13 protein-coding genes are annotated in these 13,726 nt (G+C 64.3%); 4 read left to right on the top strand and 9 right to left on the bottom strand.

Going from position 1 to position 13,726, the window contains the following annotated elements:
• The first annotated feature begins 134 nt into the window (after positions 1 to 134).
• Complete coding sequence (locus tag BLT26_RS03015; RefSeq protein ID WP_091508016.1) at positions 135 to 653, top strand: STAS domain-containing protein; 519 nt, start codon at positions 135 to 137, stop codon at positions 651 to 653.
• A gap of 506 nt (positions 654 to 1,159) precedes the next feature.
• On the opposite strand, the gene BLT26_RS03010 is transcribed toward BLT26_RS03015, so the two are convergent.
• From BLT26_RS03010 to BLT26_RS02990, 5 genes are all read right to left on the bottom strand, one after another.
• Positions 1,160 to 1,624, bottom strand: coding sequence for a tellurite resistance TerB family protein (locus tag BLT26_RS03010; protein ID WP_091508013.1), 465 nt, complete (start codon positions 1,622 to 1,624; stop codon positions 1,160 to 1,162).
• Complete coding sequence (tal, locus tag BLT26_RS03005) at positions 1,605 to 2,588, bottom strand: transaldolase (protein WP_091508009.1); 984 nt, start codon at positions 2,586 to 2,588, stop codon at positions 1,605 to 1,607. Before tal ends, BLT26_RS03010 begins: the two co-directional genes overlap by 20 nt.
• Positions 2,589 to 2,754: 166 nt before the next feature.
• Complete coding sequence (gene dusA / locus BLT26_RS03000; protein WP_091508006.1) at positions 2,755 to 3,732, bottom strand: tRNA dihydrouridine(20/20a) synthase DusA; 978 nt, start codon at positions 3,730 to 3,732, stop codon at positions 2,755 to 2,757.
• A gap of 90 nt (positions 3,733 to 3,822) precedes the next feature.
• Positions 3,823 to 5,031: a glycerol-3-phosphate dehydrogenase/oxidase gene (locus BLT26_RS02995; protein ID WP_091508003.1), complete on the bottom strand. Its 1,209-nt coding sequence runs from the start codon at positions 5,029 to 5,031 to the stop codon at positions 3,823 to 3,825.
• Entirely contained in the window at positions 5,015 to 5,704 is a 690-nt protein-coding gene (locus BLT26_RS02990) for a glycerophosphodiester phosphodiesterase family protein (RefSeq protein ID WP_091508000.1), read from the bottom strand. The genes BLT26_RS02995 and BLT26_RS02990 overlap by 17 nt, the downstream gene beginning before the upstream one ends.
• A gap of 241 nt (positions 5,705 to 5,945) precedes the next feature.
• Between BLT26_RS02990 and BLT26_RS02985 the strand changes: the two genes are divergently transcribed.
• Positions 5,946 to 6,263: a hypothetical protein gene (locus tag BLT26_RS02985; protein ID WP_139169371.1), complete on the top strand. Its 318-nt coding sequence runs from the start codon at positions 5,946 to 5,948 to the stop codon at positions 6,261 to 6,263.
• A gap of 210 nt (positions 6,264 to 6,473) precedes the next feature.
• Here the strand turns inward: BLT26_RS02985 and BLT26_RS02980 are convergent, their stop codons facing one another.
• Entirely contained in the window at positions 6,474 to 6,725 is a 252-nt protein-coding gene (locus tag BLT26_RS02980; protein WP_091507993.1) for a hypothetical protein, read from the bottom strand.
• A gap of 173 nt (positions 6,726 to 6,898) precedes the next feature.
• Between BLT26_RS02980 and BLT26_RS02975 the strand changes: the two genes are divergently transcribed.
• On the top strand, positions 6,899 to 7,582 hold the full coding sequence (locus BLT26_RS02975; RefSeq protein WP_483869221.1) for a fimbria/pilus periplasmic chaperone: 684 nt from the start codon (positions 6,899 to 6,901) through the stop codon (positions 7,580 to 7,582).
• Here the strand turns inward: BLT26_RS02975 and BLT26_RS02970 are convergent, their stop codons facing one another.
• The 3 genes from BLT26_RS02970 to BLT26_RS02960 all read right to left on the bottom strand — a co-directional run bounded on the left by BLT26_RS02970 (position 7,583) and on the right by BLT26_RS02960 (position 11,756).
• Positions 7,583 to 8,650 (bottom strand): hypothetical protein, encoded by a 1,068-nt coding sequence (locus BLT26_RS02970; protein WP_091507987.1) that lies wholly within the window; start codon positions 8,648 to 8,650, stop codon positions 7,583 to 7,585.
• Complete coding sequence (locus tag BLT26_RS02965) at positions 8,637 to 10,997, bottom strand: TcfC E-set like domain-containing protein (protein WP_245720560.1); 2,361 nt, start codon at positions 10,995 to 10,997, stop codon at positions 8,637 to 8,639. The genes BLT26_RS02970 and BLT26_RS02965 overlap by 14 nt, the downstream gene beginning before the upstream one ends.
• A 210-nt stretch (positions 10,998 to 11,207) precedes the next feature.
• Complete coding sequence (locus tag BLT26_RS02960) at positions 11,208 to 11,756, bottom strand: hypothetical protein (protein WP_091507980.1); 549 nt, start codon at positions 11,754 to 11,756, stop codon at positions 11,208 to 11,210.
• A 327-nt stretch (positions 11,757 to 12,083) separates the two neighbouring features.
• Here BLT26_RS02960 and gltX point away from each other — a divergent pair, with 327 nt between their 5' ends.
• Entirely contained in the window at positions 12,084 to 13,565 is a 1,482-nt protein-coding gene (gene gltX / locus BLT26_RS02955; protein ID WP_091507978.1) for a glutamate--tRNA ligase, read from the top strand.
• Positions 13,566 to 13,726: the final 161 nt, after the last annotated feature.

The following is a 13,726-nucleotide window of genomic DNA, read 5'->3' as shown; positions in this document are numbered from 1 at the left end:
TCGATTCATGCACCAAAGTTGCATTGTGGTTACGTTCCCGTGAAAGGGCACTGGCAATGATGCGCTGTCAATGAACTTTCGCCGCCAGGTTGCGCGGGTCTAGTACCCCCCGGTCCGGCGTGCCAGAGGTTTTTATGCAGTCCGGGCAAATTATGGTCGGCGCCCACGAGGGTGTTTACGTTATCAAGCTGGTGGGCGACGTCCGGCTGAACCTGTGCACATCTTTCGATACCTTTATCGATAAAATGTTCGCGCACGATGACTTCAGTGATGTGGTGTTCGACCTGCACGGCGCGCAGGGCGTGGACAGCACGACCCTCGGCCTGATGGCCAAGGTGGCCATCCGCGCGCTCGAGCGGGGCTGCCAGAAACCCCTGGCGCTGAGCGCCGATGCCGGCATCCGCCACCTGCTCGATGCCATGGGCTTCGATGCCCTGATCGAGATCAGTGACGAGCAGCGTGCCTACGGCGCCGAACCCAGGCCCCTGAAGTGCAGTACCCCGGACGAGTGCGCCGCGCGCGAGAAAGTGCTCGAGGCCCACCGGGTGCTGATGAGCATGAACGAGCAGAATGCCGAGACCTTCCGCGACCTGGTCCACACCCTCGAGCGCGAATGCGATCCCGTCGGCAAGCCCTCCGCCCGCATGCACTGACTCCCTTTTTCCCTCTCGAAAGTTCCTCTCCACGCGAGCCCGTCCCAATTTCGTAATTCCGATACCTGCTGAAACCCGCTTTCGGTGCCCCAGAAGCGCGCCGGTGCCCGGCTGTCGCGGCCATGGGCCGCTCCTACAGGGGCGTGGTTAGGAGGGAACTTGGCGTGAACAACCGGTAGGAGCGGCCGCTGGCCGCGACAGGCAAGGGCGTCGCACACTACCGTCCATGTCCGGGCTATTTCCCATCGCGGCCAACGGCCGCTCCTACGGGAGGGGGGCATGGCCGGCGCGGGGAACGCGTAGGAGCGGCCGCTGGCCGCGACAGGCGAGGGCGCTGGGCACTGCGGCCCATGTGCGGGACTATTTCCCATCGCGGCCAGCGGCCGCTCCTACGGGAGGGGGGGCATGGCCGGCGCGGGGAACGCGTAGGAGCGGCCGCTGGCCGCGATCTCCCGATGTTTTTTGTGCGGGAAAGGGGCCAGCCGTCCCTGCTCAACTTTCTCCCCTCAACTCTCCCCGCGGCCCATCTCGCGGGCCTCGGCGCGGGCGCGGGTGAAGAGCCCGTGGGGCAGGTAGATAAGCTCCGCCACGCGGCGGATCAGGTGCTCCTCGAATGCCTCGATGACGTCGTCAGAGAAGGCCACCTCCCACATCTGGCGCACCAGCAGGTACTTGTTGCGCTCGTCGAACTGGTCGTTGACCACCTGGGTGAACTCGTACAGTGAAGTGGCCTGCTCGCGGTGGGACAGGGCGTGCTCGACCATCTCGCGGGCCTCCGCCTCCTCGAGCCGGTAGTGCTCCTGCAGCACCCGCACCAGGGTGTCCTGCTCGCGCTGGTCGAGCTTGTGGTCCACGGTGGCCACCTCGGCCAGCAGCGCGGCGCTGATCATGCGCACGTCCTTCTGGTTGCGCACCTCGACGTCGTCACCATGGCCGATCTGCTCGAACAGCTTACGAATTTGTCGCAGCATTCTCTTTCCGTTCTCCGGTGGTGGATTTCCCGGCGAGCATGGCCTCCAGCTGCTCCTGGTCGTGCACGAAATTGCGGATGCCCTCGGCCAGCTTTTCCGTGGCCATGGCATCGCCGTTCAGCTGGTAGCGGAACGCGGCCTCATCCAGTGCCTGTTCCGGCCGGGGCTCCCGAGCGGTAGCGGCCGGCAGGCCGGCGGCCAGCTGGCCCTGGTCCTGCTCCAGTTCGTCCAGCAGCTGTGGGCTGATGGTGAGCCGGTCACAGCCCGCCAGTGCCTCGATCTCCCCGGTGTTGCGGAAGCTGGCACCCATCACCACAGTCGGGTAATCGCGGGACTTGTAGTAATCGTAGATCCTGCGCACCGAGGCCACACCGGGGTCCTCGTCGGCGGGGATGTCGTCCCGTCCGCTCCTGGCCTTGTGCCAGTCGAGGATGCGGCCCACAAATGGCGAGATCAGCGTAACCCCCGCCTCGGCGCAGGCCACCGCCTGGGAAAAACTGAACAGCAGGGTCAGGTTGCAGTGAATGCCCTCGCGCTCCAGCACGGAGGCGGCGGCAATACCCTCCCAGGTGGAGGCCAGCTTGATCAGTACCCGCTCGCGCTCGACCCCGGCCTGCTCGTACAGGGCGACCAGCCGGCGGGCGTATTCGATGGAGGCGCGGGTATCGAAGGACAGGCGCGCATCCACTTCGGTGGAAACCACGCCGGGCACCAGGTTGAGGATTTCCCTGCCGACACTGACCGCCAGCTTCATCGCCGCCAGCCTTTCCCGGTCGCCTGTCTGGCGGTCGGCCCACTGCAGTGCGTCGTCGATAAAGCCACGGTACTGCGGCAGCTGCGCCGCCTTGTAAAGCAGCGACGGGTTGGTGGTGGCGTCGTGCGGACGGTAGCGGCGGATCGCCTCGATGTCGCCGGTATCGGCCACCACCTGGCTGCGCTGCCTGAGTTGCTCAAGCTTGTTCATGGTCGTTCTCCCTGTGTCACTCTTTCCCTGGTGCGTGTGCGTGAGTTGCATGGCGGCCCGGCGTTCCGCGCCGGGACAGGCAATTCTGCGGCCGACCATCATGGAAGCGATTCGGCCGCGCGGCAACCCCTGCGGGGTCGCCGGTGCGCCAATGCCGCGGCACACTTCAGGCCGCCTGGGTCACCAGCGACAGTGCGTGTTCCACCACCTCGATTCCGGCGCCCGGCCGGTGGGCATTCTCACTCAGGTGGCGACGGAAGCGGCGCGCGCCGGGCAGGCCCTGGAACAGGCCCAGCATATGGCGGGTGATGTGATTCAGGCGCTGGCCGGAGACCAGCTCGCGCTCGATGTAAGGCAGCATCTGTTGCACCACTTCCACCGGTCCCGGCCCCGGCGCCTCACCGAACAGGGCGCTGTCGACCTCTGCCAGCAGGTTGGGGGTCTGGTAGGCCGCGCGCCCCAGCATCACGCCGTCCACCTGCTCCAGGTGCTGCAGGCATTCGTCGATCGAGTTGATGCCACCGTTCAGGACTATCTCCAGCTGCGGGTAGTCCCGCTTCAGCTGGTACACCATCTCGTACTTGAGCGGCGGAATCTCGCGGTTCTCCTTCGGGCTCAGCCCGGAGAGCCAGGCCTTGCGGGCGTGCACGATAAAGGTGGTGACGCCCACGGCCGCCTGTGCCTCCACAAAGCGCGTCAGCCCGGCGTAATCTTCCATATCGTCGATGCCGATGCGGTGCTTTACCGTCACCGGCACGGACACTGCCGCGCGCATCGCCGCCAGCCCCTCGGCCACCACTTCCGGCTCCGCCATCAGGCAGGCGCCGAAGCGGCCGGACTGCACCCGGTCGCTGGGGCAGCCGCAGTTCAGGTTGATCTCCCCATAGCCCCAGTCCTCGGCGATACGCGCGCACTCGGCGAGCTCCGCCGGGTTACTGCCACCCAGCTGCAGCGCCACCGGCTGCTCGGCGGCATCGAACTGCAGGTGGCGCTGGCGGTCGCCGTGAATGATGGCTCCGGTGGTCACCATCTCGCTGTACAGCACCGCCCGCTTGCTCAGCAGTCGCCACATATAGCGGCAGTGGCGATCGCTCCAGTCGAGCAGCGGTGCGGTACAGAAACGGTGGGTAAAACTTGCAGGCATAAAACAGCGTGTCGGTTTGCGGCATGGTCAAACCGCGCATTATAGGGGAAGCGGCCGCCAGTGCGTAAAACCCCGGTGCCAGCGGCGCGGTCAGAGGTTGCGCTCTTTCTCCGAGGTGCTGGGTGCATCGCTGCGCGCGGTGTGCGGGTTGCTGCCGCTTTGGTCACCGTCGAGGGTTGGCCGCAGCCGGCGCACCACCTTGCGCGCGGTGGCGCGGTAACTGGTGAGCTTGCCCCCGGCGACTGCGAGCACCCGCGGGCGGCGCTCGTTGTCGCAGGCAATCAGGGTCTCCCGCGGGCGCGAGAAGGGGCTGGCGTTGCTCCCGGGCAGCACCCGCAGGCCGGCCCAGCTGTCGCAGATGTCGTTGAGGGAGAGGTTGCGGGTGCGGGGGAAGTAGTGCTGCACCGTATTCAGCAGGTAGCGCTCTTCCTCAACCGTGGGGGCCACGTCCTGGGGCTCGCCGCTGTAGCTGCGCTCGGTGGTGCCCACCAGGGTGCGGCCGCGCCAGGGCATCACGAATATCGCGCGGCCGTCCTCGGCCTGCAGGTAGAAGATGCAGTCGCCCAGCATCACCGGCAGCTCGATGTGCGTGCCCGCCACCAGCTCGAGTGGCGGCAGCGGGGCTGGGGGGCTGCAGCGCTCGTTGGTAGTCGCGACCCAGGGGCCGCTGCAGTTGACCAGCGCGCGCACATGCAGGGTGTTGAGCTGGCCGTCGGCCACGTAATCCACCAGCACGCGGCCGGCGTGCACCTCGGCGCCCACCAGGCTGGCCGGGCAGACCAGTCGCGCGCCCCCGTGCAGGGCCGCGTTGATGGCGTCGTGCGTGAGGGCCGCATCATCGGTCTGGCCGTCGAAATAGCGGTAGACGGCCAGCAGGCCCTCCTGGTCGAGCCCCTGCAGGGTGTGCCACTGCTCCCGGGGCACCTTGCGGAAGCGCGCGTACTCGCGGCTCACACCGGCCAGCAGTGAATACAGGCTAAGGCCCAGGCGGATCTGCCAGGGGGAGTGCCGGCTGTGGCGGTACACCGGCAGGTAGAAGGGCACCATGCGCACCAGGTGCGGCTTGTGGTCCAGCAGCCACTGTCGCTCCCGCAGGCACTCCCGCACCAGGTGGAACTGGCCGGTCTCCAGGTAGCGCAGCCCGCCATGGATCAGTTTCGAGGAGCGCGATGAGGTGGCCGCGGCGATGCCGGACTGCTCGAGGATGGCAACGCTGTAGCCGGCCTCCACCAGGGCCTCGGCGGTGCCGGCACCCTGGATGCCGGCTCCGACAACGAGTACATCAAAATCCGTAGACATCACTGGCTTCCCGTGAACGCATCAACAGTGGGAGGTTGCCAGTCAGGATATGGTGCGCGCCGCGCCGACGCCAGCGCACGGCCTCCTCTGCGGAATTGATTTCGTAAACTACCCACTGCCAGGGGCCGGGAGGCAGTTCCGGGCAGTCGATCCGGCTGTCGCGTATCAGCAGGTAGTCGGGGGCCAGGGTCAGCACGCCCATGGACAGGCACTCGGCCACGCTGCCCACCTTCAGCGCTACCTGGTGACACCCGAGGCTCCGCGCCATCCGCAGGCTGCGGATATCGCGGCTCAGCAGGGCAAAGGAGTCACTCTCGGGCCGGATTATCCGCACCACCCTCTCCACCGCCCACTCGGTGCCGGCGCGTTCCAGCAGCGCCAGGTCCAGTTCCACAAACCAGTCCAGGTGACGGTGGCGGCTGGCCCAGTCCACCACGTCGGCGAGGCTGTTGAGCGCCAGGCGGCGCAGCTCGCGGTCGGTGAGCTGGCTGATGGGAATAGCGTCTTCGCTCTCGCCGGCCAGGTGGTCACTCTGGTGGCACCAGGGTGTGCCATCGACACTGAACTGGATCTCGGTATGGATGGCACAGGCGCCGAGGCCATGGGCCGCCTCAAAGGCGGCGATGGTGTTTGCCGGCTGGCGCGCAGTGTCGCCTCGATGGGCAATAAGCATGGGCTTCAGACCTGAGTGGCGGCGTTATTTTCCGTGGCTGGCGACGTTGGCGTGCCGGCCGGGCGCTGGCTCCGGGGGAGCGGCCCCATTGAAAAAATAGACCCTACGGTGGCGGTTGCAAGCATATGGCAGCCCTTGTGCTGGCGGCTGAAGCCACCTGCAGGGGGGAGCCGCAACACCCGTCTAGACTCAGGCAGAGTATCTGGGTTACGCCGCGGAAGCGGGGCAGGAGGTATATTCCGTGCGCACGACAGCCGCCCTTGTGATCGCGCTGCTGGCTCTCCCGTGCCTGCCCGGTATTGCCGCGGATAAGGCCTCCGCCAGTGGCCAGCTGCGCATCACCCTGCGGCTGCCCGCCGCTGTTGTCCCTTCGCAGGCAGGGGAGGCCGGCGCCCCGCCGCGCCTGTGCTTTGTGCGGGTACCGGCACAGCACTACTCCCTGGAGGTTGTGCGCGCAGGCGAGGCGAGCGCCAGGCGCGAGATCGGCAAATACGTGGACGGCTGTATCGCTGTTGTCACGGGAAGTGAGCCGACAGTTGTGACTGTCATAGCTGAATAGCGGGTGTAATGACGTGTAATAAAATGCCAGGCCGAATGTCCCTCTCATGCGTTGCTTTAGGCGCCATTCTGCGTAATATGAGACAAAAGAAATTGATAATAAGTGCTTTTTATGGGTGTGCCTCGTATCGATTCCGATTGGTCTGCTCATACCCGGCTTCAGTCTCGCTGGCGGGAGGCTTCCCGGTTTAACCCGGAAAAACGGGCGGCGTCACGCACCAAAATAGCCCTTCTGGTCATAGCGCTGGTGATGGCCTGCCCGCTGGTCGTCTTGGCACAGGGTGGTTCGGCAAGTGGCCAGCTGAAAATCCTCCTGCGGATCCCCATCACCGTGAAAGTGGTATCCGGTAAATTGAAGCGGCTGGGCCGGCGACTGTGTTTCACCGGGATCCCCCGGCGAGGCGTAACCGTAGAGGTGGAGTACGCGGATGGGCGGCACCAGGCCCATGAAGCAGGCAGGCATGCCGGTTGCTTTACCGTCTCCTCCCGGCGTGAAATAAGGTCCGTGACCATCATCGCCACCTGACTCTCACCTGTTTACGATACCGCGGCCCGTCATTTGCTTGCGCGGCCTGTCGATCGGCATAAAATGGCGCAATGAACTTCCCCAGATCATCTCCAGTATCCCGCGACCGTATCAGCCCGGTCATTGCCGCTTTGCTCCTGTTGCTGGCCCAGCCGGCGCTGGCTGCCATGTCGCTGGACAAAATCATCGTCTACCTGACCGACCAGCCCAATTCCCGCGACGATATCGTCGTTTCTAACCCGGATGCGGAAAACCTCTACCTGCAGACCGAGATCTACCGGGTGGACAACCCCGGCCAGCCGGACGAGAAGCGCGTGCGGGTGGTTGACCCGAAGGAATTCAAGTTGCTGGTCAACCCGGCGCGGGCGGTGCTGGCGCCGGGGGAGCAGAAGCGCTTCCGGCTGATGTCGCTCGAGCGCGACCTGGAAACGGAGAAAGTCTACCGGGTGACCTTCAAGCCGGTGGTGGGGGACGTCAAGACCGACCGCACCGCACTCAAGATCCTGGTGGCCTACCAGGCGCTGGTGTTCGTGCAGCCGCCTGAGGGGCGATATCGACTTGGCCTCAGCAGGGCAGGCGACCAGTGGCAGTTGCAGAACACTGGCAGTGTCAATGTGGAAGTTGCCGAGATTCAGCACTGCCGGGATGAAGGCAGTTGCACCGACCTCGGACTGAGCGGGCGTATCTATGCCGGTGCGGGCCTTGTCGTCCCGCAGGAGCTGGAGGGTGGCTACCTGTCTGTGGTGGCAAGGTCTGGAGAGAATTCCAGCACTGAAAAACTGCCCGTGCGCTGACTACTGCGCTTCAACGGTAAGCGTCAGTGTGTCGACATAGTTCGTCTCGGTGGCATTGCCTATCTCGCTCGGCAGGACACTGATCACGAGCGACATGTTCTCCTCGGTGTAACCATTGCAGTCCTCAAGCGGGTGTCCTGGCCAGGTACTGGATGAGATGACACCCTCCCGCAGCTGTTCCGTGCCGCCACTGGCAAGATTCGTTACCGTAGTCTCGTAGGCGAGGGCCTGGGCCCCGCCTTGCAGCAGGAAGCTGCCGTTGCCGGTCAGGCTGTCGGCGGTGATCCGGAATGGTGTGCCGCTGCTGCTGAATACGCAGAAATCCTGGCTGTCGGTGTAGGTGCCGCTGCCGTCGTCCTGTAGCAGCATATCCGCCAGGCCCGAGATACGGATTGCAGATGCTACCGCCAGGTTGATCGTAAACGTGATTTCCTCGCCGGCAGCGATGCGTGTCGTCGGCTTGCTGCCGTCACAGGGCACACTGCCACTCAGTCCCTTTGAGCCGCACTGAACCAGGGCCAGAGAGAAGGTGCCGCTGTAGCTCCCTTCCTTGAGCTGGCCCAGGTTCTGCAATGAAACTTCGATCGCAGCCGGCACCTGCTGGCCGTTCGCACCGCCGGGGAACAGCGCGCTCTCCTTGCCCGAATCCAGTTCCTCCGACCTGCCACCGCTCCGGTACGCGAGCTTAACCGTGACGTCGCCCTGGCCGCTCTCACCCAGGAGCACAAACTTGTTGCCGTTCTTCGTGCTGGTGCCCGTGAGCATGACGGTGTAGGGAGTGGCGAAGTCGCACACGCTGCTGCTCCCATCCGGTGAGCAGCTGCGGACCGAGAAGTTTACCTCGCCCTGGAGCCTGGCCGATGGCTGGTAGGGTAAGGTCGTGGAGGTGTTTTCCAGCGAGCACACGCCAATCAGCCGCTCGTCGTAACCCGGCTCCGTGGGATCGTCGGGCGGCCCGGCACCGTTGTCGCAGGGGCGTGCATTGGTGGATTCGGCGTTCACGAGTCCGGCCTGCAGCATCAGGCACAGCAACAGGACGAGCAGGGCCGGGCGGTTAGTCGGCAGCATTGCCGGGGCCCTCCTTGGTGCACTGTGCCTGCGACAGGTTAATGACGCCCAGGTTTACCCAGTGTTCGCCGGAACTCTGTTCGGGGATGGCGACCTTGCACCCGTTCCAGCGCACCGGCGGAAAGGAAAGGCTTTGCGGGTCGGCCCGCATCTCCATCTGGAATACACCCATGTCGTCGGTTACGGCGGTGAAATTCCCGATGGAGATCCTGGCCTCGGCCACCGGTTGCCCGTCGCGCACGATCCGCCCGACAGCCAGGATCAGGGGGTGGATCTCGTATTGTGTCCGCGCCACGTTGCCGGGATAGAGGGTAACCGTCTCCCCCTGTTCCCGGTAATCGTAGAAGCCATCCTGCAACGGCCGCAGTGTCACCTGGTAGCTGTCGAAGGCGGGCAGGTTGATCAGCGAGCGGGCACCACCCTTGGCATAGCCGCGGCGGGCCCCGTTTACCAGGATCTCAAAATCCTGCTCCTCACTACCGTCAATCGACACCAGTACCGCACTGTCATAGGGTCGCTCGCCGCCCCAGGCGAATTCCTCGCCGTCGGTCATCAGGTTAGTGGAGAAACTGCCCAGGTAATTGAAGGCGCTGTCGTTCTCGCCGGCCAGGTAGCCCAGGGTCGAGGCCAGGAAACCGCGATGCCCGGCGATGCGGGTATTGCTGCCCAGGTAATATTCATCTTCAGCGGTTTCCGCGGAGAGCTGCTGGTCAACTTCCAGCGCCCACCGGTCGCGATCGTTCCAGCTGGAATCCATCCCGGCGCGGAGGACCTGCTCGCCCGCATCGTCCATATCGTTGCGCAGGCGCGCGCTGTGATGCCAGTGGGTGCTGCGCCGGCGGAACTCGAAAGTGGCGCTGGTGAGCTGTTGTCCGTCGGCATCGCTGTGGGCAAGGGTCACCTCGCCCAGCCAGTGCCGGTTGCGGAAAACATTGCGGCGATATTCCAGTGTCGTGAGCCGGTCGCCAGCAGTGCCGAATTCGTCCAGGTTGAATTCGGGTGAGGACAGGCCGACACCGCGATCCCGCTCACTGTAGCGCAGCGCCAGCTGCCCGCCAGCCAGGGTAGTGTTCATGCTGGCGCTGCGCTGGTGAAAACCGCGGCCCAGCAACGAATAGGTATTGGACGCCTCTGCGGTAGCGGGCGCATCCAGGTGCGCCTCGGTCAGGCTGAGACTGAACCAGGGGCTGCGCATGAGGGCATTCAGGCGATAGCCGCTGCGCCCATCGCTGGCCTGCAGCAGGCTGGGTGACAATTCCACGTGCTCGCTGATCCAGCGCCCGCCGAGCTCCAGCAGGTGCTGTTGGCCGGTAGTGGCCGTGTTGGCGAAAAACCCCGTATTGTCGAACACCCGGCGCGCCACGCCCGCCTGGGCAAAATAACCGTCGGCCTGGTCTGGCAGGAGGGTGTCGGCACCCAGGCGGGCCGGCTTGCCGGCCTGCAGGCTCCAGCGCCACTCGCCAGGTGCGGGCAGGAAGGAATCCTTGGCAAAAAACTCGGTGTACTGCGCCAGGGGTCGCCCGCTCTCGTCAAAGGTACGGATTTCCAGTTCGTAGGCGCCGCCGGGCAGGGTGGACGTATCCAGCATCTGGTTGCCCGCTTCCAGCAATTCACTGTGCAGCAGGCGGTTATCCCGGTGTAGCTCCACCCGCCCGCGCACCGGCATGTTCACTTCCAGCGGTGCGCCCTGCTGGTAGCTGCTGTCCACGCGGCTGTTGTTGGAACTGCGGTACTCAAGGCCGTAAAAATATGGTGCGGCCGAGAAGCTGCTGAAGCTCAACTGTGGCTGGATCAGTCCCGCCGAGTAGGCCTTGCCGCGGTAGTCGCGCGACCAGTGCAGTTGGTAAACCTGGCTCTCGCCGCCGTCACCGGCAGACCACTGGCTGTGCAGCCCGCTGGCCCCGAAGCTCAGTATCGATTGCCCGAACAGCGACGCGCTCTGCGCATCCGGGCCATTTTCACTGCGCACGCCCGACCAGCTACCGGTGATGTTTTGCGCAAAGGAGAAGTCGCTGCTGGCGTCCGGCAGGTAGGGATCCTCGATGGCGGCCTGCTGGGGCAGCAGGGCAGGGGCAATGAACAGGTCGATCCGGAAACGGCTCGCATCGTAGATGACTCCCACGGTCTCCGGCTGCAGTACGCCGCAATCGCGCTGCTGCTGGATACGACAGACATGATGGGAATTGCGCGGCAGTTCTCCGATCAGGGCTAGCAGCACCACGTCAGGGTTGAGGGTGGGTGGCAGCAGTTGCAGCACACCCTGTGGATCGCTGAAATGCACTGACTGGGGGCTAACAGTGACCTGGACAGAACCCAGTGAGCGGTTGCCGTAGTAGAGATCAGCCACAAGGGGCTGGGGTGCGGTGAGTTCGTCAAACCCGGGGGGAGCGGCCGTTTCCAATGTAAAGGCGGCACTGGTCGCGCCGTAACCCTTTAAGGGTATACAGCCTAGACCGCTAAAACCAAGCGCGATAACAATGCTTGCGGCTGCCCGTTTCATCCTTCTGGAGACGATGAAGGGGCCCTCGATTATTTTTTTGATCAAGGGCCTTCACGTTCAGAGCGCGGTTACGGTGACAGTCAGGGTGTCCGTGTAGCTGCTGTCAGTTGCCGCTTCCCAGGAAGTATGGGGAACAGACACAATGACCTGGGAGGTCTCCGTGTCGCAGGCCAGTGTTTCATTGAGGGTGTAATCGCCACCAGCCGGAGCAATAGCGGTGTTATCTGTCGCGGCGTCACCTGTCGAGGCTATATCGGTGTCGTTGGCGTAGTTTACTTTGTACGGCATTGTATCGCCGCCATTGCCTAGCAGTGTGAAACCGTCGGAGCCGTTGGCGCTATCGAGGGCAACAGTGTAAGTGGTTGCACCAATGCCGCCTACGCAAATGTTCTCTCTACCGACAATAGGAGTGCCCGGCGTTGCGCCGTCCACGCTCAGGTCCATGTCATCGAGCATCCCCACCACTATGGCGGGGCTGATTGTCAGATTGATCAAAAAATCGCCGGAAGACGCGGTGGTTCCTACCGTGCCTTGATTAGCGGCTGAAGCATTGAACGCAACGGCAGCCAACGCGACTGCCGCCAGTAGCTGAAATCTCTGTTTCATACCGGTTTCCTTATAAGCTCAAAAATATGTTGTGTGCAGTTACGCAGCAGGGAGGCGCCTGGATCTTATTTGGTCTTTTAGGAATCGGCGCGCTGTACACCTGTACCAAGTCCGTCTGGCGGAAAATTACAGGTTATTACAGATGGCGCAAATGATACCGCTTCTGTGACATAAGTCACGGTGATTTTGCGGCATTCAGCGTCAAAATGTCGTTATATTCTACGGAAGGGCATGATTGTCAGGTAAATTGCACCGCTGGGCGTCGCGGGTGGACAACGATATAATGCCGCGCCTCAAATTCACCCGTTCCAGCCAATCAGGTTTGTCATGACCGTAAGAACCCGCATCGCGCCGTCGCCCACCGGCGACCCCCACGTAGGCACCGCTTACATCGCCCTGTTCAACCAGTGCTTCGCCCGCGCCCAGGGCGGCAAGTTCGTGCTGCGGATCGAGGATACCGACCAGCAGCGCAGCACCCCGGAGTCTGAACAGGCGATCCTGGACAGCCTGCGCTGGCTGGGCCTGGACTGGGACGAGGGCCCGGACGTGGGAGGCCCCCACGGCCCCTACCGCCAGAGCGAGCGCGGCGACATCTACAAGAAGTACTGTGACGAGCTGGTGGAGAAGGGCCATGCCTTCCACTGCTACCGCACCGCCGACGAGCTAGAGCAGCTGCGCGAGGAGCTGCGCGAGGCCGGCCGCACGGCCCTGAAGCCCAGCGACCTGGCCCTGCCAGACGAGGAAGTGGAGAAGCGCCGCGCGGCCGGCGAGCCCTATGTGGTGCGCATGACCGTGCCGGAAGAGGGCACCTGCGTGGTGGAAGACCTGCTGCGCGGCCCCATCGAGATCGACTGGGGCCAGGTGGATGCGCAGATCCTGCTCAAGTCCGACGGCATGCCCACCTACCACCTGGCCAACGTGGTGGATGACCACCTGATGGAGATCACCCACGTGCTGCGCGGCGAGGAGTGGATCAACTCGGCGCCCAAGCACAAGCTGCTGTACGAGTACTTCGGCTGGGACATGCCGGTGCTGTGCCACCTGCCGCTGCTGCGCAACCCGGACAAGACCAAGCTGTCCAAGCGCAAGAACCCCACGTCCATCCTCTATTACCTGCGCGCGGGTTTCATGCCCGAGGCGCTGCTGAACTACCTGGGCCGCATGGGCTGGTCCATGCCGGACGAGCGCGAGAAGTTCACCCTGGCCGAGATGCTGGAGCACTTCGACATCATGCGCGTCTCCCTGGGCGGGCCGGTGTTCGACGTGGAGAAGCTGTCCTGGCTGAACGGCCTGTGGATCCGTGAGCTGGAGAACGAGCAGCTGGCCGACCGGCTGACCCAGTGGATGTTCAACCGCGACAACCTGCTCAAAGTACTGCCGCACGCCCGGGAGCGCATGGAGACCTTCGGCGACTTCGCGCCGCTGGTCAGCTTCCTGGCCGCCGGCCAGCTGCCGCTCACCGAGGACAGCTTCAGTGGCAACAAGCTGGAACTGGACGAGCAGAAGAAGCTGCTGCAGTTCGCCCTATGGCGCCTGGAGGTCCTGCGCACCTGGGACCGCGACAGCATTTTCCAGGCCGTGAAGGAGCTGGCCAAGTCCATGGACATCAAGCTCAAGGACTTCAACGCGCCGCTGTTCGTGGCCATCAGCGGCACCACCGCGTCCTTCTCGGTCATGGATGCCATGGTCCTGCTCGGCCCCGACCTCAGCCGCGCCCGCCTGCGCCACGCCGTGGAAGTCCTCGGCGGCGCCGGCAAGAAGGTGCTCAAGCGCTGGGAGAAGGAATACGCGAACCTGCTGCCGGCCTGAGCTGTCCCGTCAGCGGCACCAGGGCGGTAACCCCGGGGGCGGCCCGCCCCCGGATGACTGGATTCCGGCATCCGCCGGAATGACGAAGTGAGGGCAGGGCTGCTTTTGGGGATCGGCAGGGCCGCTGGACTTTGCCGCACCCCCGCTCCGTAGGAGCCTGC

The organism is Microbulbifer yueqingensis (assembly GCF_900100355.1).
GTDB lineage: Bacteria > Pseudomonadota > Gammaproteobacteria > Pseudomonadales > Cellvibrionaceae > Microbulbifer > Microbulbifer yueqingensis.
The sequence above is the reverse complement of the archived record's forward strand: the minus strand, read 5'-3'. Positions and strand labels throughout refer to the sequence as shown.

Excerpts from the sequence above, each read along its gene's own strand:
- BLT26_RS03010 (WP_091508013.1), bottom strand. The coding sequence starts at position 1,624 with ATGCTGCGACAAATTCGTAAGCTGTTCGAGCAGATCGGCCATGGTGAC.
- BLT26_RS02960 (WP_091507980.1), bottom strand. The coding sequence starts at position 11,756 with ATGAAACAGAGATTTCAGCTACTGGCGGCAGTCGCGTTGGCTGCCGTT.
- BLT26_RS02995 (WP_091508003.1), bottom strand. The coding sequence starts at position 5,031 with ATGTCTACGGATTTTGATGTACTCGTTGTCGGAGCCGGCATCCAGGGT.
- BLT26_RS03015 (WP_091508016.1), top strand. The coding sequence starts at position 135 with ATGCAGTCCGGGCAAATTATGGTCGGCGCCCACGAGGGTGTTTACGTT.
- tal (WP_091508009.1), bottom strand. The coding sequence starts at position 2,588 with ATGAACAAGCTTGAGCAACTCAGGCAGCGCAGCCAGGTGGTGGCCGAT.
- BLT26_RS02970 (WP_091507987.1), bottom strand. The coding sequence starts at position 8,650 with ATGCTGCCGACTAACCGCCCGGCCCTGCTCGTCCTGTTGCTGTGCCTG.
- gltX (WP_091507978.1), top strand. The coding sequence starts at position 12,084 with ATGACCGTAAGAACCCGCATCGCGCCGTCGCCCACCGGCGACCCCCAC.
- BLT26_RS02990 (WP_091508000.1), bottom strand. The coding sequence starts at position 5,704 with ATGCTTATTGCCCATCGAGGCGACACTGCGCGCCAGCCGGCAAACACC.
- dusA (WP_091508006.1), bottom strand. The coding sequence starts at position 3,732 with ATGCCTGCAAGTTTTACCCACCGTTTCTGTACCGCACCGCTGCTCGAC.
- BLT26_RS02980 (WP_091507993.1), bottom strand. The coding sequence starts at position 6,725 with ATGCCTGCCTGCTTCATGGGCCTGGTGCCGCCCATCCGCGTACTCCAC.